17 protein-coding genes are annotated in these 19,591 nt (G+C 61.7%); 5 read left to right on the forward strand and 12 right to left on the reverse strand.

The features are described from left to right. Positions 1 to 23: 23 nt before the first annotated feature. Complete coding sequence (gene thiI, locus DES49_RS00100) at positions 24 to 1,538, reverse strand: tRNA uracil 4-sulfurtransferase ThiI (RefSeq protein ID WP_133734360.1); 1,515 nt, start codon at positions 1,536 to 1,538, stop codon at positions 24 to 26. A 131-nt stretch (positions 1,539 to 1,669) separates the two neighbouring features. Here thiI and ppnN point away from each other — a divergent pair, with 131 nt between their 5' ends. Both ppnN and DES49_RS00110 read left to right on the forward strand, forming a co-directional pair. Continuing rightward, positions 1,670 to 3,046 carry a nucleotide 5'-monophosphate nucleosidase PpnN gene (ppnN, locus tag DES49_RS00105; RefSeq protein ID WP_133734361.1) on the forward strand — a complete coding sequence of 459 codons (1,377 nt, stop codon included), beginning with the start codon at positions 1,670 to 1,672 and terminating at the stop codon, positions 3,044 to 3,046. 72 nt (positions 3,047 to 3,118) lie between these two features. After that, a complete protein-coding gene (locus DES49_RS00110) occupies positions 3,119 to 4,261 on the forward strand; it encodes an enoyl-CoA hydratase/isomerase family protein (RefSeq protein WP_133734362.1) in 1,143 nt (380 codons plus the stop codon). A gap of 10 nt (positions 4,262 to 4,271) precedes the next feature. Here the strand turns inward: DES49_RS00110 and DES49_RS00115 are convergent, their stop codons facing one another. The 3 genes from DES49_RS00115 to DES49_RS00125 all read right to left on the reverse strand — a co-directional run bounded on the left by DES49_RS00115 (position 4,272) and on the right by DES49_RS00125 (position 7,509). Next, positions 4,272 to 4,952, reverse strand: coding sequence for an ankyrin repeat domain-containing protein (locus DES49_RS00115; protein ID WP_133734363.1), 681 nt, complete (start codon positions 4,950 to 4,952; stop codon positions 4,272 to 4,274). Positions 4,953 to 5,023: 71 nt separating this feature from the next. Further along, positions 5,024 to 7,123, reverse strand: a complete 2,100-nt coding sequence (locus DES49_RS00120) for a tRNA(Met) cytidine acetyltransferase TmcA (protein WP_133734364.1) — start codon at positions 7,121 to 7,123, stop codon at positions 5,024 to 5,026. 2 nt (positions 7,124 to 7,125) lie between these two features. Beyond that, positions 7,126 to 7,509, reverse strand: a complete 384-nt coding sequence (locus tag DES49_RS00125) for a DUF2237 family protein (protein ID WP_133734365.1) — start codon at positions 7,507 to 7,509, stop codon at positions 7,126 to 7,128. Positions 7,510 to 7,573: 64 nt separating this feature from the next. On the opposite strand from DES49_RS00125, the gene DES49_RS00130 reads away from it, so the two are divergent. Continuing rightward, a complete protein-coding gene (locus tag DES49_RS00130; RefSeq protein ID WP_133734366.1) occupies positions 7,574 to 9,817 on the forward strand; it encodes an ATP-dependent helicase in 2,244 nt (747 codons plus the stop codon). An 8-nt stretch (positions 9,818 to 9,825) separates the two neighbouring features. On the opposite strand, the gene DES49_RS00135 is transcribed toward DES49_RS00130, so the two are convergent. Together DES49_RS00135 and DES49_RS00140 are read right to left on the reverse strand one after the other, a co-directional pair. Next, entirely contained in the window at positions 9,826 to 10,188 is a 363-nt protein-coding gene (locus DES49_RS00135) for a DUF4870 family protein (RefSeq protein WP_133734367.1), read from the reverse strand. 52 nt (positions 10,189 to 10,240) lie between these two features. Further along, on the reverse strand, positions 10,241 to 10,570 hold the full coding sequence (locus tag DES49_RS00140) for a DUF6164 family protein (RefSeq protein ID WP_133734368.1): 330 nt from the start codon (positions 10,568 to 10,570) through the stop codon (positions 10,241 to 10,243). Between the two features lie 85 nt (positions 10,571 to 10,655). Between DES49_RS00140 and DES49_RS00145 the strand changes: the two genes are divergently transcribed. Then, positions 10,656 to 11,108 carry an acyl-CoA thioesterase gene (locus DES49_RS00145; protein ID WP_133734369.1) on the forward strand — a complete coding sequence of 151 codons (453 nt, stop codon included), beginning with the start codon at positions 10,656 to 10,658 and terminating at the stop codon, positions 11,106 to 11,108. Positions 11,109 to 11,128: 20 nt separating this feature from the next. Next, complete coding sequence (locus tag DES49_RS00150; RefSeq protein ID WP_133734370.1) at positions 11,129 to 11,950, forward strand: TatD family hydrolase; 822 nt, start codon at positions 11,129 to 11,131, stop codon at positions 11,948 to 11,950. A gap of 145 nt (positions 11,951 to 12,095) precedes the next feature. Here the strand turns inward: DES49_RS00150 and DES49_RS00155 are convergent, their stop codons facing one another. The 6 genes from DES49_RS00155 to DES49_RS00180 all read right to left on the reverse strand — a co-directional run bounded on the left by DES49_RS00155 (position 12,096) and on the right by DES49_RS00180 (position 19,498). Beyond that, a complete protein-coding gene (locus DES49_RS00155; protein WP_133734371.1) occupies positions 12,096 to 12,416 on the reverse strand; it encodes a DUF2288 domain-containing protein in 321 nt (106 codons plus the stop codon). Between the two features lie 243 nt (positions 12,417 to 12,659). Then, positions 12,660 to 15,332: an aconitate hydratase AcnA gene (gene acnA / locus DES49_RS00160; protein WP_133734372.1), complete on the reverse strand. Its 2,673-nt coding sequence runs from the start codon at positions 15,330 to 15,332 to the stop codon at positions 12,660 to 12,662. Between the two features lie 152 nt (positions 15,333 to 15,484). Beyond that, a complete protein-coding gene (locus tag DES49_RS00165; RefSeq protein WP_133734373.1) occupies positions 15,485 to 15,886 on the reverse strand; it encodes an MAPEG family protein in 402 nt (133 codons plus the stop codon). Between the two features lie 16 nt (positions 15,887 to 15,902). Next, entirely contained in the window at positions 15,903 to 16,091 is a 189-nt protein-coding gene (locus tag DES49_RS00170; RefSeq protein ID WP_133734374.1) for a CPXCG motif-containing cysteine-rich protein, read from the reverse strand. Positions 16,092 to 16,103: 12 nt separating this feature from the next. Continuing rightward, positions 16,104 to 18,731 carry an EAL domain-containing protein gene (locus tag DES49_RS00175; protein WP_133734375.1) on the reverse strand — a complete coding sequence of 876 codons (2,628 nt, stop codon included), beginning with the start codon at positions 18,729 to 18,731 and terminating at the stop codon, positions 16,104 to 16,106. Positions 18,732 to 18,895: 164 nt separating this feature from the next. Beyond that, complete coding sequence (locus DES49_RS00180; RefSeq protein ID WP_133734376.1) at positions 18,896 to 19,498, reverse strand: FMN-dependent NADH-azoreductase; 603 nt, start codon at positions 19,496 to 19,498, stop codon at positions 18,896 to 18,898. Between the last annotated feature and the right edge of the window lie 93 nt (positions 19,499 to 19,591).

Genomic DNA, 19,591 nt, shown 5'->3' on the forward strand with positions numbered 1-19,591 from the left:
TTTACAGCCCTGGCAGCTGAACGTCAAGCACGGACCCCGGCTTCCGGCTCATAGACCACCACGTTGTCGTGCCCTTCCGCCTTCAGATGGTCGGCGTGGAGGGCGCTCATGGTGCCGTGGTCGCAGAACAGCAGATAGCGCCTGTCGTCGGGCAGTTCCGAAAACCGGCTGTTGAGCTCGTAGAACGGGATCCGGATGATCTCGTTGTTGGTGAGGTCCAGCGGTTTGTTCTCTTCCTGGTCCGGATGGCGGATGTCGATGACCACATCGCCCACGTCCGGCGTACTCACCCGGGCCACCTGGTCGATGCCCACCTCGGACTGGAAGATCTCGTCCACCGCCATCACGGTACGATTGGCCACTGCCTCGTCCAGGACCGCATCGTCAAAGAAGGACTCGTCGCGCTCCACCCGCTTGCGTTGCGCCTTGGTCGTCGGCCGGTCGGAAATCACACCGCAGTACTCCGGCATGTTCGCCGCCATATCGTAGGCATCGATTTCGGCGGCGATCTTGATGATCTCTTCCTTGTTCATGAACACCAGCGGACGCATCACCAACAGGTCGGTGGCCTTGTCGATCAGGCTCAGGTTGATCGGCGTCTGGCTGGAAACCTGGGAGATGCTTTCCCCGGTCACCAGCCCGGTAATGCCCATGTCCTCGGAGATCTGCTCGGCCGCCCGCAGCATCATCCGCTTGAGCACCACCCCCCGGTAGGAGTGATCAATCCGGCGCATCAGCTCGCCCACCACGCCCTCGAAGGGCACCGAGATCATGTAGACCCGGTGGGACGCCTGGTAGTTGGCCCAGAGGTGGCGGACCATCTGGCGCACGCCGGCCTCGTGGGCGGTGCCGCCCAGGTTGAAGAACAGGAAGTGGGTCTGCAGGCCACGGCGGATGGCCAGGTAGGACGCCACGGCGGAATCGAAGCCGCCGGAGATCAGTGACAACACCGGCTCCTGGGTGCCCAGGGGAAAACCACCCTGGCCGGGATAACGACGGCGCACCACCACCATATTCCCGCGCTTCACCTCCAGGTTGACCGGCACCTCGGGGTGTTTCAGGTTGACCCCTTTGGCGCCGGTGGTCTGGAGCAGGTCCGCGCCCAGATAGCGTTCCAGTTCGTTGGAGCTGAAATCGTGGGTGCCCCGGCGCTTGACCCGCACCGCGAAGGTCTTCCCCTCCAGGCGCTCGCGGTACACCTCGCGCACACGCTCGGCCGCGTCCTCGAAGCTCTGCCAGGGCAGCTCATCCACCAGCAGCACGAACTGGGTGCCCGGCACCCGCTGCAGGGCGTGGATCACCTTCTCCGCCAGGTCCGCATCCGGCCCATTGTCTTTCTCGCGCTGCTGCTCCGCCACCGGGTCGCCATCCGGCACGAAGACATCAATGCGGTCCCAGCCCGGGCGCACGGTTATGCCCTCGTCCAGCTGCCGCATGATGCGACGGACATTGCGCCGCATCTGCCGCAACTGCTTGCGGCGCACGGGATCGGACTTGACCGCCATTTCCGGCGAGATCTTGATGAGGTAATGGACCATGGGCAACACTGCGCTCGTAGTCGTTAATGGTGCTCTATAATCAATGAGGGCGCGATTCTAACGGCAAAATGGCATCATTGCATGACTTCCACCATTGTATCGCTGATGCAGTAACCAAAGGCAAAAACATTATGTCCCGACAGGGCGTTCATGCACGGGTTTCGCCGGAAGGCAGCCTCGAGATCCTCTCCAGCAAGGAGGTCAACCAGCTCAAGGACGATGGCGAGGGTGGTCTCTACCGCCTCTTCCGCCAGTGTGCGCTGGCGGTACTCAACAGTGGCTCCGTAACCGACGACAGCAAGGCGATCCTTGAGACCTACCACGACTTCGACCTGGCACTGCTTCAACAGCCAAGAGGCATCAAGATCGAGCTGCACAACGCCCCGCCCGAGGCCTTCGTTGATGGCACCATGATCCGCGGCATCCGCGAGCACCTGTTCTCGGTACTGCGCGACATTGTCTACGCCAACTCCATACTGGCCACCTCCAACTGGTACAGCCCGGAGCGCTCCGAGGACGTGACCAACCTGGTCTTCCAGGTCCTGCGCAACGCGGACATCCTGCGGCCCCAGAGCCCGCCGGACATCGTGGTCTGTTGGGGCGGCCACTCCATCAGCCGCGAGGAGTACGACTACACCAAAGACGTGGGCCACGAGCTCGGCCTGCGCGGGCTCAACATCTGCACCGGCTGCGGCCCGGGCGCCATGAAGGGCCCCATGAAAGGCGCAACCATCGCCCACGCCAAGCAGCGCATCGACAACGGCCGCTACATGGGCATCACCGAGCCCGGCATCATCGCCGCCGAGGCCCCGAACCCGATCGTGAACGAACTGGTGATCATGCCGGACATCGAGAAGCGCCTGGAAGCTTTCCTTCGCGCCGGCCATGGCATTGTGGTCTTCCCGGGCGGCGTGGGCACCGCCGAGGAAATCCTCTACCTGCTCGGCGTGCTGCTGCACCCGGAGAACCGCGACCTGCCCTTCCCCCTGATCTTCAGTGGCTCGAAGGAGAACGCGGACTACTTCGAAATGATCGACCACTTCATACGCAACACCCTGGGCGACGAGGCGGCCAGCCGCTACCGCATCATCATTGATGACCCCACGGAAGTGGCCCGCGTCATGAACGAAGGCATGGAGAATGTGCGCCGTTACCGCCAGGAAAGCCGCGATGCGTTCTACTTCAACTGGATGCTGACGGTGGACCCGGTCTTCCAGACGCCCTTCGAGCCCACCCACGAGAGCATGCGTGCGCTGGAGCTGAGCCGTAACCAGGAGCCCCACCAGCTCGCCGCCAACCTGCGCTGTGCCTTCAGTGGCATCGTTGCGGGTAACGTCAAGGCCGAAGGCATCCGCCAGGTGGACGCACACGGTCCCTTCGAGATCGTAGGCGACCCGGACTTTCTGGAGCCCCTGGAGACACTGCTCAACGCATTCGTGGACCAGAACCGGATGAAACTCCCGGGGCAGGCTTACCGGCCCTGTTACCGGATTATTGAGGGCGGCTGATTTGTGGTTCAGGCCTTTTCCGGTACGATAACCACACCCCAAGTCAGGCCAACGCTGTAAGGAGTGCGCGCAATGGGCGCCGAGACCCCACAAGACAACCAGAGCGACGCGGTACTGTTCGAAACACGCCCCTGCCGTGAGCGCGCCATGGGCATCATCACCCTGAACAACCCGCGCAAGTTCAACATCCTGACCCTGCCCATGGTCCGGGCCATCCAGAAACAGCTGGAGGACTGGGCCGAGGACGACAACATTGCACTGATCGTGCTCTGTGGCGCCGGGGAGAAAGCCTTCTGCGCGGGGGGCGACGTCCGAACCATTCACGACGTTGTGAAGGAGACCAAGGGCCGCCCCGAGAATGAGGGGGAACAGTTCTTCGCGGCCGAGTACCGCATGGACTACACCCTGGCAACCCACCCCAAGCCCATTGTCTGCTGGGGTCAGGGCATCGTCATGGGCGGTGGGCTGGGGATGATGAACGCCTCGCGCTACCGCCTGGTTACCCCGGACCTGAAGATGGGTATGCCGGAAGTGCGCATCGGTTTCTTCCCGGATGTGGGCGCCAGCCGCTTCCTCAATCGCCTGCCGGGCAGCATTGGCATGTTCATGGGCCTGACCGGAGCCACGCTCAATATCGCGGACGCGCTTCGGGTGGGGCTGGCGGATTTCGGGGTTCCCAACGACGCCTTCCCGGAAATGTTGGATCGCCTGAGCGAGCAGGACTGGGCACACTCGGAAGCCACAAACGACCGCTATCTGCAGGAAATCCTGCATGACTTCGCGGGCCAGTATCCGCTCGACCTGTCGCACTCCGAGCTGGAGCACCACGAACAGTTCATCAGCCGCGTCTGCCGGGGCTCGGATGTAGTGGCCGTAGTCAATGAGATCCTGGAGGCCGAGGCGGAGACCGATTGGTTCCGACAGGCCCAGGATAATCTTCGCAGCGGTTGCCCGGCATCAGCACACCTGGTCTTTGAACTGCTCCACCGGGGACTGCAGCAGGACCTGCGCGATATATTCCTGATGGAGCTGACCGTGGCGGTTAACTGCACCCGCCACCGGGATTTCCTGGAGGGCGTGCGTGCCCGCCTGGTGGACAAGGACAACCAGCCACGCTGGATTCACAAGGATGTGGCGAGTGTTCCGAAGGCCTGGGTGAAATCGCATTTCACCTCGCCCTGGCCGGACGGGGAACATCCGCTTAGGGATCTGTAACCGGCGGGTGTCAATCCCTGGCGTTGCGCAGCATCATCACCAGGTCCTGGTTGCCATTGGCGCTGGCAATGTCCAGTGCCGTTCGGCCATTCGGGCTCTCGTAGCCCACATTGGCATCCGCATCCACGATGACGCCGGCGAGCAGAAGGTCGTTGCGCGCCACGACCCGCATCAGCAGTGACTCCCCGGCCTCGTTGACAACGTTCACATCGGCGCCGGCTCTGAGCAACCGCTTGGTGACCACCAGCTGGCTGTTGAGCACCGCGTAACTCAGCGCGGTATCTCCGTTATCATTCCTGGCCTCAATGTCCGCCCCGGCGGTGAGCAACATATCCACAATGCGCTCATACCCGACACTGGCGGCTGCCATCAGGGGTGTTGTGCCATCCGGCCGGCCCCGGTCCGGGTCAGCGCCCTGGCGCAGCAGGGTCCAGACCACCGCATCGTGCTCATTCGCAGCCGCCAGGAAGAGCGGCGTTCCATCAGGGCTCATGGCGTTGATCTGGGCACCAGCGTCCAGCCGCGACTCGACCCAGTCAACGTTGCCCTTGGCGGCGGCATCCATGAGGGTTGTCCGTTCGCTGGTTTCGATCCGGCTGCGATCCACCTCGGGAGTGCTGCCGCAGGCCGACAGGCCAAGAATGCCGGCAAGCAGCAGGGTTTTCAGACCAAACCGTTCAATCGCGTTCATGAGGAGGCGCTCTCAGTCTTGAATGTTTGGCGTATTGTTGGTGGATCACATGCAAAATGAAACCGAAGCGGTCACAAACCCGGGCTGAGGGTCTCGGGCAGACACTGAAGGGCCAGTTCGCGCAGCCGCTTCAGGCCCTGGCGGCGCCCGTCGATCAGCGCCTCCCGGCGCAGGGTTTCCCACCCGGCCCCGTCGATGACCGCGCGCTGCCAGAGTTGTCGGTCCGCTTGCGGCCAACGGAGCCCGGCGTCTTGCGTCAGTGCATCGAGGCGGTTCAGGGGCAGGCGGGTCGGTTCCAGCTCGCGAAAGCCGTGAACAAAAGCGTAGAGTTCCCGCCGGTCCGCGTCCGTCAGGGCTGATCCTTCCGGGTCATGCGGTTCGGGCAGCAGTGTCTGCAACCGGCTTAGCAGTTCGGGCTCCAGGCGCTGAAAACTCGATTGCAGCCAGGGCCAGTGCTGGGCAAAGCGTTGGCGCTGAGCCTCGCAGAGAGTCTCACCCTTAGTCGTCAGGGGTTTTCCGAGCATGGCCGCGTGGCTCCCGCTGGCGGCGTCGCGCCGGGTTCCCAGCCGCAGCAGGCGGAAGCCGGCCGCCGTCCAGAAATCCAACAGGTCCGGGGTGGCGCCGAAGCTCACTCCGAGAAGATCCGCCCCCCCTTCCAGAACGGCCCTTTCCACCCGCGCCAGCAGCTCCAGCCCAATACCGCGGCGCCGCCACGCGGCGTGCACGGCAATACGGGTCACCCGTGAATAGCGCAGCCGGGCCGCCTCCGGATCACCCCCCTGGAAGGCCAGGGACTGCGCCATCAGGTGCCCCCGGGGGCGCCGCTGCCCCAGCCAGACCGCCCGCGCAAGGGCTTCCTCCAGTCCCCCCTCGTGGAGCACCCAGGCGACACCCACAGGCCGGCCGTCAACCAGGGCGGCATGCAGTTCCGTGTCCGGGTCGTCCAGGAGCTGGCGAAGGTCATCCGGGGAGGTCTGGTAATGGGCACTGACCAACAACCCCATCAGATCCGACAGGAGCCCCTCATCCGCGAGCAGCTGATCCTGGGATACAGGTTCGTAAACGGGGCGTTGCTCACTGGCATTGGACTCCGGAAGGTCCGCGTCCAGACAGAGAAGACGGTTCATCAGCGCCTCCAGCGGATCATCCGGGGCCCAACGGATCGGTGTGGTGAGTTCAATCTGCTGCCAGCCCGGATGGTCGCGGTCCAGGATGGCGCGAAAGCGCAGGTCAAACCCCCGCCCAGTGCCCTCGTAACCGTGCACCGTGGTAGCCAGTGCCATGCGGGGCCAATGCGCCACCAGGGCGCTGAGCATAGGCACCGGCAGTGTGGCCGCCTCGTCCACCAGCAACAGGTCCAGCTCTGGTGGATTGCGCAGCAATTCATCCGGCGCCCCGAAATGGACCCCGTCCCGAGACTCCGGCGCGATGAAATCCCAGAAGCTGCCCAGAGCCGAGGGCCGCGCCGCCGTGATGCCCACCCTGCAACCCGACTCCCTGACCAACCGGCTTGCCGCCATCCCAAGCGCGGCAGACTTGCCCCGGCCCCGGTCCGCCCTGAGTACGCGCGGTGCCGGCACTGTTTCGCGCGCCAGCGCGAGTATGGCATCCACGGCGCTCTGTTGGTCCGACGTTGGGCCGGCAGGTCGCTCCACCGTTTTGGTCGGCGTTAACGGTGGCGAGAGGTACTGTGCCTCGGGCGTAATAAGCCCATGAGGCGGCTGAACCGCCTCTGTTTCCAGGATTCGGGCCAGGCGGGCGAGGAATCGGTAAGGCGGCTGATGATGCCGAAGCCGGTCATAGTCCGGATCCGGTCCCTGGGCCCATTCGTCCAGCGGCGGCACCACCCAGACCAGCAGGCCTCCGCCGACCAGGGCACCGCTGACTGCGCCCAATCCGGAGGGATGGGTACCCGAATGACTGTCCCAGACAATCAGTTCCAGATCCCGCCCCAGCCACTGCCGTGCCTCGGAACCGCTGCACTGGAAAAGGCCGAGAGCCTGGGTTTCGTCGCCAACCCAGAGGCCCTCGCCACCGATCGCGCCCGCCACGGCCGCAGCCTGCTCCCGTCCCCAGTCGCGCGGCCCGGCAATTACCAGCACCGCCCGGTGCCGGCTGCGGGCCAGGGAAGATCGAGCCCGTGTCACCCAGTCGGACAGCACCGCCTCCATGGTCAGTTCAGGTCTACCGCGTAGGGCTTCAGTTCTGCCAAACCCGCGTATTCCAGCATGGATTCATGGGTGGCCTGCAGCACGACCCGGGGCGCGCAGCCGGCGTCATGGGCCTCTTTCCAGCGGGCGGCACAGAGGCACCAGCGGTCACCGGGTTTCAGCCCTTCGAAGCCGAACTCGGGCCTTGGGGTAGACAGGTCATTGCCCCGGGCGTTGGAGAACTCCAGGAAGGCCTCGGTCACTTCACTGCAGACCGCGTGCACGCCCATGTCGTCTCTGCCCACGTGGCAGCACCCGTCCCGGTAGAAGCCGGTCATGGGGTCATATCCGCAGGCTTTGAGGGACTCGCCCAGTACATTGCGCTGCACACTCTGCGTCTCACTCATTCCATTACCCTCTTGGTTGTCTGTGCCGTTACAATAGGCGCGCGCTGCGGGAGCCGAACCGATCATGATGTCACTGACCGACGAACAGAAAGCCATTGTCACCCTGGGCTACCAGCACTGCGTGATCACGGCCGTGGCCGGCAGCGGCAAGACCACCACCCTGGCCTGGCGCATCCGCCACCTGCTCGAGCAGGGCCACGACCCCGAGCGCATGCTCATCCTGATGTTCAACCGCAGCGCCCGCGCCGATTTCCAGCGCAAGCTCCAGGAACTCTGCCAGGGAACCCGGTTACGGCTCCCGGAAATACGAACCTATCATGCCATGGGGCTGCGGCTGTATCGGCGTTTTATCAAGGAAGGCTATCTGCCCGCCTTCCAGGGGGAAGTGCTGACCGAACAGGAGGTCAACTTCCAGGCCTGGCTGCTGACCCAGCAACTGGCACCCGAGGACCTCCAGGACGAAGTCCGGCGCAACAAGAAGGAATTCGTGGAGACGGCCACCGCCTTCATAGACCGGGTAAAAACCACCCTGAAGCCTCCCGAGACCGTCTTCGAAGCCCTCGGCTTCGAGAATCGCCACCGTTACCTGCTGGACGTCTTCCATGCCTTCGAGCAGTGGCGCCGGGACCACCGCCGCATCACCTTCGCGGACATGCTCCACGAACCCGTCGTTGCCATCCACAACAACCCGCCGCTGCAGCAACTGGTGGGCAACAAGATGGACCTGATCCTGGTGGACGAGTACCAGGACACCAACGAGATCCAGCACCTGCTGCTCAAGTACGTCGCCGGCGAGCGCGCCCGCGTCACGGTGGTGGGCGACCCGGACCAGACCATCTACGAATTCCGGGGCGCGCGGCCGGATTTCATCCTGTCCCGCTTCCGCGAGGAATTCCCGGAGCCGGTGTCCCTGAACCTCTCCTACACCTTCCGCTACGGGCACCGGGTGGCTCTGCTGGCCAACCACCTGATTGCCCACAACCAGGACCGCAAGGACGTGCTCTGCCATTCCCATCCGGACACGCCGGACACGGACGTACACCTGACGGCGGTGCGCGAGGACGCGGACTACATCATCCGAATGGCCCAGGAACGCATGGAAGCCGGGGAGCCACTCAATGACGTGGCGGTGCTGGTGCGTGTCTGGAGCCAGAGCGTGCCTATCGAACTCAAGCTGCTGGCGCGCCAGATCCCCTACCGGATCGACGCCCACAAGGGCGCGCTCTTCACCCGCGAGATGGACAGCCTGATGCACCTGCTGGCCCTGGCCGCCGGCGAGCACCGCCAGCCGGGGAACGAAACCGCCTTCCGGGAACGGCGCCAGCTCTTCCAGCAACTGATGCGCTTTCCCCATTGCGGGCTGAAGGAACCGGAACTCAATGCCATGACGGACTGGCTGGCCGGGTTCAGCTGCGACTGGGGCAAGGTGCTCCAGTCCATGGACACCAGCAACCTCAAGCCCCTGCCCGCCCGCAAGCTCCGCAAGTTGGGCGAGGCCCTGGAGGCGGCGGAGAGCAGCCAAATGCCGGCCCACAGAATCATCGAGGACTACGCCAATACCACGGAGCTGTTCGAGGGCATCCGCAGCCTGGCGCTGACCCATGAAACGGCGGATGAGCGCATCGGCACCGTAACCGGTTTCCAGCGCTACCTGAGCACCCTGGACCTGGACGCCGCGACGGCCCTCAAGCATCTTCGGGAACTCAAGGCACGGGCGGGCTCCGGCGAACAGAACGGGGTGCACCTGTCCACCATCCACCGCACCAAGGGGCTGGAGTGGCCGGTAGTCATCATCCCCGGGCTGCAGGAGAAGGTCTTCCCCTACACCGCCCGGGGCGACGAGAACCTCGCCTCACTGCTGGAAAGCGAGCGGCGCCTGCTCTACGTGGGCATGACGCGCGCTATCAACAGTCTGCACCTTCTGACCTGCAGTGACACGGAAGGCGATGACCGACTGCCGAGCCGCTTCGTGGCCGAGTTCCACTTCGGGCTCAGCAACGAGCTTGGCGGCACCCTGCATGGGCGCGACTCAGGGGGAAGGATCACGCTTTCAGAGCCGGCCTCAACCATCGCCCACCGCTACGCCAAGCTCCATGACACCGACCTGGACTGCCCTGCGCCGCCGGAACCCGACGCCAATAACGCATCGCCAGTATGGCACGCGCGTGAAGTGGAGCATGTGCTCTTTGGAGCGGGTAGCATCCTGCGCGAGGACGACACCTCCTTTGAGGTGCGTTTCCACTCAGGACGGGTCCTGAACTTCAGCAAGAAGAGCGCCCACCTGTATTTCAGCGCGCTCTCACACTGACGCCGGTTTCAGCCGAACAGCCAGCTGCCCGGGTCCGGGTGAGCCCGACCCTCGTTCAGGGCAACCATGCCCTTCACGCAACGGATGATGAACCAGACCACGGCCCAGATCAGGATCAGGACGCCAATTCCAATCAGTACTGTCATGCTCCCCACCACAGCGTAGAGGAGACCGATCCAGAAGGTCCGGATCTGAAAGCGATAGTGGCTTCGGAGGCGCTCGTCGGGGTCTGTCGCATTCACGTACGCGATGATCACACCAATAACAGCCGTAATGCTGAAGCTGAAAATACCGTTCAGAAAACTGGCCAGATAAAGGACATAAACAATCATTGGCCAGGTCTTGTCAGGCGGCGTCTCAATGTAGTTCATCGGCGGGCATTCCTGCGGGTGAATGGAAGGTCAGTGTAGCGGCAAGTCCGGATCACAGCGAGAGAAACGGCATCAGCGCCAGGTAGAGCACCACCCCAATAGCCACCACAGCAACCAGCAGGCGCAGTGGGCTCTGGGGGTAAGGGCCTTCCGCCTCATAGCGGGCACGCTCACGGGACTGGCGCTGCTCCTGGTAGTCCGCCAGAAGGGACAGCGCCTCATCCTCACGATCCTCGTCCTGGAGCCAGATGGCCCCGAAGGAGATCATCCAGGGACTGGGTTCGGTCTCGTAGTACGCGATATCGTGCGAGTCGAGCAGTTCCCGTACTTCCAGATGCTCGTCCTCGGGAACATTGCGCAGATTCAGCAGCAGACGCGCCATGCCAACCCCTTTCTGTTGCGGTATCATTGGCCCGCAGTATACCAGTTCACGGCCACCGGAGCTGAACCGGTGAGGGAGCAACGCGATGTCGACGCCCTTCGAATACCGCCTGCGGGTGCGTTACGCCGAGTGCGATGCCCAGGGCGTGGTATTCAATGCCCGCTACGGGGATTACGCGGACCTGGCCATGAACGAGTTTGTGCGCACCCTCTTCGGGAACTACCAGAACCTGCTGGATCAGGACCTGGACATCCAGGTGGTAAGCATGACCATCAACTGGCAGGCTCCGGCGCGCTTTGATGATGTGCTCTGTGCCCGTGTGCAGACACAGAAACTGGGCAACACGTCGTTCACCATTGGCGTGGATTTCAGCCGTTATCCGGAAGCTGAGCCTGTTGCCCACGCGGAACTGACCTATGTATTCGTCTCCCCGGACTCGTTGACCAAGAAACCGATTCCGGAGACCATGCGCCAATCCCTGGAACAGGGCGCCCCTGGCGTGGTCATCAGCCACGCGGGCGAAGACCAAACCCCTTAAGCGACGATCCGCCGAGACCTATGAGCAAACACAAACGCCGCCCCGTCCCCGTCTTCCACCACCCGATCATCGAGACGCACTGCCACCTGGATTACCTCAAGGGCGAGCCACTGGAAGATGTGGTCATGGCGGCGGAGAAGGCGAATATTGAACGTCTGATCACCATTACGGTCTCCCCGGAGAATCTCGACACCGTGCACCACCTGGCCTGCGCCCACCCGCGCGTCTACGGCACCCAGGGAATCCACCCCCATGAGGCTGATAACTGGCACGACGGTCTCGACACGAAAATCCGGGATGCGATGCGGACCAGCCCTAATCGGCTGCTGGCCATCGGCGAGATCGGACTGGATTACCATTACGACTTCAGCGAGCCGGAGACCCAGAAGGCGGTGTTCCGCAAGCAGCTTCAGATGGCCTCGGAGCTGGACATGCCGGTGGTGATCCATACCCGCGAAGCGGATGAGGACACCATCGAGATCCTGAAGGAGTTCGAGGGCACGCTGAAGCAGCGGGGTGTGGTGCACAGTTTCACGTCGGGGGAGAAGCTGGCTCGCTATGCACTGGATCAGGGTTGGTACATCGGGTTCAATGGGATCTGCACCTTCAAGAAGGCGGAGAATGTTCGCGAGATCATTGATCTGACGCCGGCGGACCGGATCCTGCTGGAGACCGACTCGCCCTTCCTGGCGCCGGTGCCCTATCGGGGCAAGGAAAACATGCCCTATTACCTACCCTTCGTGGGCGAGTTCATTGCCCAGCACAAGGGGCTCGAGGTGGAGGAGTTTCTGGCGCAGGCTTATCGGAACAGTGAGGCTTTGTTTTTTCGGAACTCTGGCTAAGGGGTAAGCCCGATAAGGAGGTTGGGGCCCTTTCTCCGGGAATCGCCACAAGTACATCCATGTAGGCTGCGCTTCCGCCATCCATGGCTCCAGAGCTTCCCGGAGAAAGGGCCCCAACCTCCTTACCGAGCTCCCAACTCCGCGTTTAGGCGACCGGCTGCACCAGAACCCAGGGAGCAACGACCAGTGCCCAGACGCTAGCTTCTTCGTCATGCCACCGCTGCGCTTCATCGGGTTTTACTTCAGTGATGATCCCATCACTGATCCACTGCTGGAACTCATCCTTGCGGTCACGGACAAGCGCAACGCCCACCTCGATCAGATCCTGCCCCTCGGCCACGCGAACGACGTTCCCCCGCGCATAGAACCGCTGCAGCTCATGCCAACCAATGCGGCCAGTCTCCTGAACAAGCTTGGCACGCAGTTCATCATCGTTTTCCGGTATTCCATCAGTTTCCAGCGACATTTGGCGAACTCCACTTAACTCAGAAGCAGGTAATCGGGGAAGCCCCTCAGGGAAGCTCTGGAGCCATGGATGGCGGAAGCGCAGCCTACATGGATGTATTCGTGGCGATTCCCTGAGGGGCTTCCCCGATTACCTGCCTGCTCATACTAAACAGGCTAGATAAACAATAAACAAAAAAACGGGCAGCCCGAAGGCCACCCGCTTTCATCAGACTACCGATTCCCGGCAGCACTTCCTCACTACTTACTCTGCGATCAGGTTCCGCAGCACGTAGTGGAGGATACCGCCGTTACGGAAGTAAGCCATCTCATTGACCGTATCGATCCGGCAGATCACCTCAGTCTCGGTGGTGCTGCCATCCGGACGTTCAACGGACATCTTCAGGCGCTTACGCGGCTCCAGATTCTCATCCAGACCCAGCAGGCTGACCTTCTCTTCGCCGGTTAGACCCAGCGTCTCGCGGTTCTCGCCTTCCTTGAACTGCAGCGGAAGGACACCCATGCCAACCAGGTTGGAACGGTGGATCCGCTCGAAGCTCTCGGCAACCACGGCTTCCACGCCCAGCAGGCGTGTACCCTTGGCCGCCCAGTCACGGGAAGAACCAGTACCGTATTCCTTACCAGCAATGACCACCAGCGGCGTACCGTCTTCCTGGTACTTCATGGCCGCATCGTACATGGGCATTACTTCGCCGGTAGGCACGTACTTGGTGAAGCCGCCTTCCACGTCATCCAGCATCTGGTTCTTGATGCGGACGTTGGCGAAGGTGCCGCGCATCATCACTTCATGGTTACCACGACGCGAGCCGTAGCTGTTGAAGTTCTTCGGATGCACGCCCTTTTCCTGCAGGTACTTACCTGCCGGGGAATCCGGCTTGATGGAGCCGGCCGGGCTGATGTGGTCCGTGGTGATGGAGTCGCCGAACAGCGCCAGCATACGGGCGCCTTCAATGTCCCTCGGCGGCTTCAGCGGCTTCTCGATGCCCTCGAAGAACGGCGGGTTCTTCACGTACGTGGACTCGTCATCCCACTGGTACGTCTTGTCCTTGCTGAACGGAATGCCCTGCCAGACTTCGTCGCCCTTGAAGACGTCCGCGTATTCCTTACGGAACATGGCGTCGTCCACCTTGGAGACTTCGTGGGCGATTTCCGCGTTGGAAGGCCAGATGTCCTTGAGGTAGACGGGGTTACCGCTCTGGTCGTTACCCAGCGGCTCGTTCTCCATGTCGATACGGGTCGTACCGGCCAGGGCGAAGGCAACGACCAGCGGCGGTGACGCCAGCCAGTTAGCCTTCACATCCGGGTGAACGCGACCTTCGAAGTTCCGGTTACCGGAGAGCACGGAGGAGACCTGAAGGCCGCCTTCGTTGATGGCATCGCCAATCTCGTCCATCAATGGGCCGGAGTTACCGATACAGGTGGTGCAGCCATAGCCGACCAGATTGAAACCGAGCCCATTAAGCTCTTCGCTGAGGCCGGCGGTATCCAGATAGTCGGTTACGACCTTGGAGCCGGGTGCCAGCGAGGACTTGACCCAGGGCTTGCGGTCCAGGCCCTTCTCGCGTGCCTTCTTGGCAACCAGGCCGGCAGCCATCAGTACGCTCGGGTTGGAGGTGTTGGTGCAGGAGGTGATCGCCGCGATCACCACGTCGCCGTGGCCCAGATCGTAGTCCTGACCCTTGACCGGAACACGCTTGCCCTTGTCCTTAACGCCGTTGTCATCAAGCAGCTTCTCGAAGGTGCTTTTCATCGCCGGCAGGTCGACGCGATCCTGGGGCCGCTTCGGGCCGGCCAGGGACGCCTTAACGTCGCCCAGGTCGAGTTCCAGGCTGTCAGTGAACTGCGGCTCCGGCTTGTTGGAGTCGCGCCACATGCCCTGCGCCTTGGTGTACTCCTCGACCAGACGGATCTGCTCTTCGGAGCGACCGGAGAGCTTCATGTAGTTCAGGGTTTCCTGGTCGACCGGGAAGAAGCCACAGGTCGCGCCGTATTCCGGCGCCATGTTGGAGATGGTCGCCCGGTCCGCCAGCGGCAGGTTGTCCAGGCCGGGTCCGTAGAATTCGACGAACTTGCCGACCACGCCCTTCTCACGCAGCATCTGGGTAACGGTCAGTACCAGGTCGGTGGCGGTCACGCCTTCCTTCATGGAACCGGTCAGACGGAAGCCAACCACTTCCGGGATCAGCATGGAGATGGGCTGACCCAGCATCACGGCTTCCGCCTCGATGCCGCCGACACCCCAGCCCAGGATACCCAGGGCGTTGATCATGGTGGTGTGGGAGTCGGTGCCGACCAGGGTGTCCGGATAGACCTGGGTCTCGCCGTCCTGTTCCTTGGTCCAGGCAACCTTGCCCAGGTACTCGAGGTTGACCTGGTGGCAGATACCGGTGCCCGGGGGTACCACGCGGAAGTTGTCAAAGGCTTCCTGGCCCCAGCGCAGGAACTCGTAACGCTCGCGGTTACGGGTCATCTCGATGTCGACGTTGGCGCGGAAGGCGTCGGAAGAGGCGTACTTGTCGACCATCACGGAGTGGTCGATCACCAGGTCCACCGGAGACAGCGGGTTGATCTTTTCGGGATCACCACCGGCTTTCTTCACCGCGTCACGCATCGCGGCCAGGTCCACTACACCGGGAACGCCGGTGAAATCCTGCATGAGAACACGCGCCGGACGATACTGGATCTCGCGGTCGGAAGAGCGCGTCTTGAGCCAGCTGGCAATGGCCTGAACGTCGTCCTTGGTGACGGTGGAACCGTCTTCGTGGCGGAGAAGATTCTCGAGCAGAACCTTCAGCGAAACCGGAAGCTGCTGCAGGTCACCGAGTGACTTGGCGGCCTCTTCCAGGCTGTAATAGCGGTACTTCTGGCCGTCAGACTCCAGGGTCTGAGCGGTGTTGAAACTGTCTACAGGCGACATGACATCCTCCCTATGTAGGGTTATTCGATGGGGCGATTGTACCAGATTCGCTAGCTCAGGACGCCCCGGATCGGGCGGGAATTGTACTGGAAATGACGGGAAAACTGTAGGTGCGCTTACAAAGGGTTTCGCGATGCACCGCCGCAGTGCGCTCAGTAACTGACGGAGAGCCCATTGTGGACCAGCAGTCCGCACAGGAACAGCAATGACAGCCAGGTACCCACAACGCCGGCCGCCCGCGCCCAATGCCAGGCCCCCTGGCCTTCACTGAGACCGTAGGCATGCCCGAAGCGGCTCACCACGAAGACAAGGCCCGCCACGTGCAGCGCCGCATAGTTCACACCGTTCATCTCGGCAATGAACATCAGCACCAGAACCAGCGGCAGGTATTCGAGGTAATTGCCATGAACACGGATCGCGGTCTGGAGTTCCCGGTGCCCACCATCACCGATTCCCACTCCAAGGCGCTGACGCAACGCAATGATCCGCCCGACCAACAACAGTTTGAGTGCAACAAGGGCGACAGCATAGAAAGCGGTTGCGGGTGCAAGCATCGGTTACCTCTGGGGTTCAGATATTTTCGGGAAGCGCTTCAACGCTCGGGCTTCCGTCTTCGTCCATACGAATGGTCAGCAGCATTGGTTGACAGCACACGGAGCAGTCCTCGACGTAACTCTGCTCCCCCAGCGAACAGTCAACCAGAACCGAAATGATTTCGCCGCAGAAGGGGCACTGCAGCTCAACCGTCTCAACAAGCATCACGGGAATTCCTCACACACCGGGCACCGCCGTGCCGTCACGGTAGTCATACAGCCAGGGCCCAACACGGTCGTCCGGCATGGGCCTGGCCAGATAGAACCCCTGCATGATGTCGCAACTCATTGAACGCAGCAATTCGCAGGTGTCGTTACTCTCCACACCCTCGGCTACTACCTCAAACCCGAGATCGTGGCACATGTTGATTGTCGTTCTCACGATGGTGGCGTCGTCGCGGTTGCTGTCCATCTCCATGACGAAGGAGCGATCGATCTTGATCTCATGCACGGGCAGCTTGCGGATGTAGGACAGGGAGGAATACCCGGTCCCGAAATCATCAATCGCCAGTCGGATACCCGCATCATAGAGCACACGCAGGGCGGTCAGGGCAGCCTGCGGATTGATCATGGTTGCCGTTTCCGTCACCTCCAGGATGAGCTGACCAGGCTCGACCCCGTGCTCATCCAACAGGTGGCTAATGTTTTCGGCGAAGGCCCGCTCCTGCAGGTTGATGGCGGAAATGTTGACGGACATCCGCACGCGCACACCCGAGTCCTGCATCGCACGGCAGAACGCCAGTGACCTGTCCAGGACCCATTGGGTAAGCGGCTTGATCAATCCGGTCTGCTCCGCCATGGGGATGAACTCATCCGGTGGGATAAAACCGTGCTCCGGGTGCGTCCATCGCAGCAGCACCTCAAAGCCGCATACCTCGCCACTGCTGACCCGAACCTGGGGCTGGAAATGCAGGCTGAGTGCATCCTCGTGGATGGCGCGCCGCAACTCCGTCATCAGGGTCAGGCGTCGCTCGCTGTAGGGGTTGATGTCCTCGGTGTAGGCGGCGACGTGGCTGACGCCCGATTCCGCCTGGTCAAAAGCAATAAAGGCATGACGCAATAATGTGGCCACGTCATGGCTGTCATCGGGGTAGAAGGAACACCCGCCCACCATCCGCATATCCAGGCTGAGCCCCCGGAATTCCACGGGCTGGCGCAGTGCCTCCACCAGCGTTTCCATCTGCTCCACCATGGCCTCGCGACGCTGCGGGTGGAAGACGCAGGCAAAGGTGATGCCCTCAACGTGTGCCACGGCACTGCGCTTGTTGCCGTCGTCCTCGATAACAGCCGTGTCCCGCAGGCTGAGGACCACATCATTCATCCGGTGTGCCAGCTGATAAAGAAGCTGGTCCGCGTTTTCATGACCCAATGTCTTGTTGATGTCATCAAAGCCCCGGAAATGGATCAGCACCAGCGCCAGACGCTCATCATTGCCCTCATCCACCTTCTGGATGCACCGCTCCAGCGCGTCCTCCAGCAGATTGCGTCCGGGCAGTCGCGTGAGGCTGTGATGGCTGGCCTGTTCCAACAGGTCAAGCTCCAGGGTTTCACGCTCCTCCATGGCTTTAAGCCGGGCTTTCTGTTCAATGATCCGCTGCTCACGCTCACGATTGAAACGGTCACCAAGGGCAAAGGTAAGCAGCAAGGCCTGGGCAATGGCGCCGATTTCAATGCCGTGTTGCGTCCCGAAGTTGGCGGGCAACAGGCCAATAAGGTTACACAGCCAGACCATGACGCCCACAAGCAACAGAATCCAGGCTGCCATGAAGTAACGCGCGTCACGGTCACCCCTGGCCGCCATCACAAGCCCCACGGCAAGCATGACAAGGTTTACCAATACGGCCAGAGCCACAGAGAAGCGCGTGGATATGGCATAGGACATAAAGAAAGAGCCAACCACGTTCGCACTGGTGGCATAGACCAGCACCCTGAACAGCCAGTTGGCCACCCGCATCTGCTCATTGATACCCAGAAAGGTCCGCGCAAAAAGACTGAAAAACAGGGTGAGGAGCGCCGAGCTCACGAGCGTGATACGTTCATTGAGCTCCGGCTGTTCCGGGTAGAAGAACTGGAAAGCTACCCCGTGGAGACTGGAAATAACGACCAGTAGCGCGGCATTGGTCAGCACGTAATACAGGTAACTGCGTTCGCGCAGCACCAGGTAGAGAAAGCCATTGAAAATAACGATGATGACGAGCATGCCGTAAAACATGCTGCGCCCCACCATGTCTTTCTCATTGGCCTCGAAAAAGGCATCCGGTTTCCAGAGTGCCAGTGGCACCTGGTGGGAGCCGGATGTGGTTACGCGCAGATAGACATCCGTCGTCCCGTTGGGGGCCATTGCAACAGGAAAAACAAAGGTGCGATGTCGCAGGGGGCGTGAGCTGAGCGGATGTTGGTCCCCGGTGAGCGCCTGATCCTGAACCTCGCCATTACTGACCTCATAGAACTCGATGTGATCAAGCAGTGGATAATCCACCTCAAGAAGCCGCTCGCTCCGGCTATCGGTGGGATTTTCCAGCCGGACGCGATACCAGTAAGTCTTCGTGGTGTAGCCGAAGTTGATGGTGCCGTCGACGTCCTGCCAGTCGCTACTGCGCGCTCCCTCAATCACTGACTCGGGAGACAGCCGCTGCCCGGACTCAAGCTGGTATTGGGTATGGTCCGCAACCGACTGGTAGGAGGCCTCCGGCATCAGAGTCAGGCTGGAACTCATCCCGATCACCGCGACTGTCATAAGGCACAGCAGGAGTATGAGATGTCTGAGGCCAGCAACCCGTTTCAGCACGATGGCAACCCTTTCCATTCCCGGACTCTTCAGTTTCTACCGCACAACCCGGTCTTCCGTGACGGCTCCGGGCGTGAACAATCTTTCCGAGTAATGGAGTATAGACCCGGTTCGGGTCGTCTGCCTGCCGGATAGAGGCCTGAGCGAAGGGAATGGGAGGCCGACGAGCCTCCCCGAGGATCTTATGCCGCGAGCTTCTGCATGGCCTCTCCCGCCTCCGTCAGCGCTGCCTGGCTGGTCTGTTCGCCCATTGCCAGGCCTTCCGCGCGAACGAAATGGACATTACCGATCCCGAGAAAGCCCAGGAAATGCTGGATATAGGGCTTCTGGAAATCCAGATCAGTGCCGGCATACTGACCCCCGCTGGTGACAAACACATAGGCCGTCTTACCGGTCAAAAGCCCCTGGGGCCCGTTCTCCGTATACCGGAAGGTGGTGCCCGCCCGCGCCACATGATCAAACCAGGCCTTGAGGGTCGAGGCCACGTTGAAGTTATAAGTGGGCGCGGCAATTACCACCTCATCCGCCGCCTGAAGCTCCTCGATCAGGGTGTCGGCCAGCGCCGCTTCCCGGGCCTGCGCCGGGGATCGCTCTTCCGGGGACGTAAGAGCAGCCTTGAAACGCTCCCCGTTGAGATGATCAACCGGCTCCGCGGCAAGATCCCTGCGGATGACCCGAACATTCGGCTCGGCCTCAAGCCGCTTCGCCACAAATTCGTCCGCCAGTTGGGATGACTGGCCATTGTCGCCGAAAACACTGTTGTTCAGTTGCAGAATCGTTGTCATGGGGCTGTTTCCTCGTCTTTTTGACTGTGCCCCTATTGAACAATGAGCCAGTTCGATAAAAAATCGGAAATATTTGCTTGAATTGATCAAATT

Origin of the sequence: Halospina denitrificans (assembly GCF_004364635.1) — a bacterium.
Taxonomy (GTDB): domain Bacteria; phylum Pseudomonadota; class Gammaproteobacteria; order Pseudomonadales; family Oleiphilaceae; genus Halospina; species Halospina denitrificans.

Bases quoted from the DNA above. Each gene is read 5' to 3' on its own strand.
- DES49_RS00150 (WP_133734370.1), top strand. From the start codon at position 11,129: ATGAGCAAACACAAACGCCGCCCCGTCCCCGTCTTCCACCACCCGATC.
- DES49_RS00115 (WP_133734363.1), bottom strand. From the start codon at position 4,952: ATGAACGCGATTGAACGGTTTGGTCTGAAAACCCTGCTGCTTGCCGGC.
- thiI (WP_133734360.1), bottom strand. From the start codon at position 1,538: ATGGTCCATTACCTCATCAAGATCTCGCCGGAAATGGCGGTCAAGTCC.
- DES49_RS00130 (WP_133734366.1), top strand. From the start codon at position 7,574: ATGATGTCACTGACCGACGAACAGAAAGCCATTGTCACCCTGGGCTAC.
- acnA (WP_133734372.1), bottom strand. From the start codon at position 15,332: ATGTCGCCTGTAGACAGTTTCAACACCGCTCAGACCCTGGAGTCTGAC.
- DES49_RS00145 (WP_133734369.1), top strand. From the start codon at position 10,656: ATGTCGACGCCCTTCGAATACCGCCTGCGGGTGCGTTACGCCGAGTGC.
- DES49_RS00155 (WP_133734371.1), bottom strand. From the start codon at position 12,416: ATGTCGCTGGAAACTGATGGAATACCGGAAAACGATGATGAACTGCGT.
- DES49_RS00110 (WP_133734362.1), top strand. From the start codon at position 3,119: ATGGGCGCCGAGACCCCACAAGACAACCAGAGCGACGCGGTACTGTTC.
- DES49_RS00170 (WP_133734374.1), bottom strand. From the start codon at position 16,091: ATGCTTGTTGAGACGGTTGAGCTGCAGTGCCCCTTCTGCGGCGAAATC.
- DES49_RS00120 (WP_133734364.1), bottom strand. From the start codon at position 7,123: ATGGAGGCGGTGCTGTCCGACTGGGTGACACGGGCTCGATCTTCCCTG.
- DES49_RS00165 (WP_133734373.1), bottom strand. From the start codon at position 15,886: ATGCTTGCACCCGCAACCGCTTTCTATGCTGTCGCCCTTGTTGCACTC.
- DES49_RS00140 (WP_133734368.1), bottom strand. From the start codon at position 10,570: ATGGCGCGTCTGCTGCTGAATCTGCGCAATGTTCCCGAGGACGAGCAT.
- DES49_RS00135 (WP_133734367.1), bottom strand. From the start codon at position 10,188: ATGAACTACATTGAGACGCCGCCTGACAAGACCTGGCCAATGATTGTT.
- DES49_RS00180 (WP_133734376.1), bottom strand. From the start codon at position 19,498: ATGACAACGATTCTGCAACTGAACAACAGTGTTTTCGGCGACAATGGC.
- ppnN (WP_133734361.1), top strand. From the start codon at position 1,670: ATGTCCCGACAGGGCGTTCATGCACGGGTTTCGCCGGAAGGCAGCCTC.
- DES49_RS00125 (WP_133734365.1), bottom strand. From the start codon at position 7,509: ATGAGTGAGACGCAGAGTGTGCAGCGCAATGTACTGGGCGAGTCCCTC.
- DES49_RS00175 (WP_133734375.1), bottom strand. From the start codon at position 18,731: ATGGAAAGGGTTGCCATCGTGCTGAAACGGGTTGCTGGCCTCAGACAT.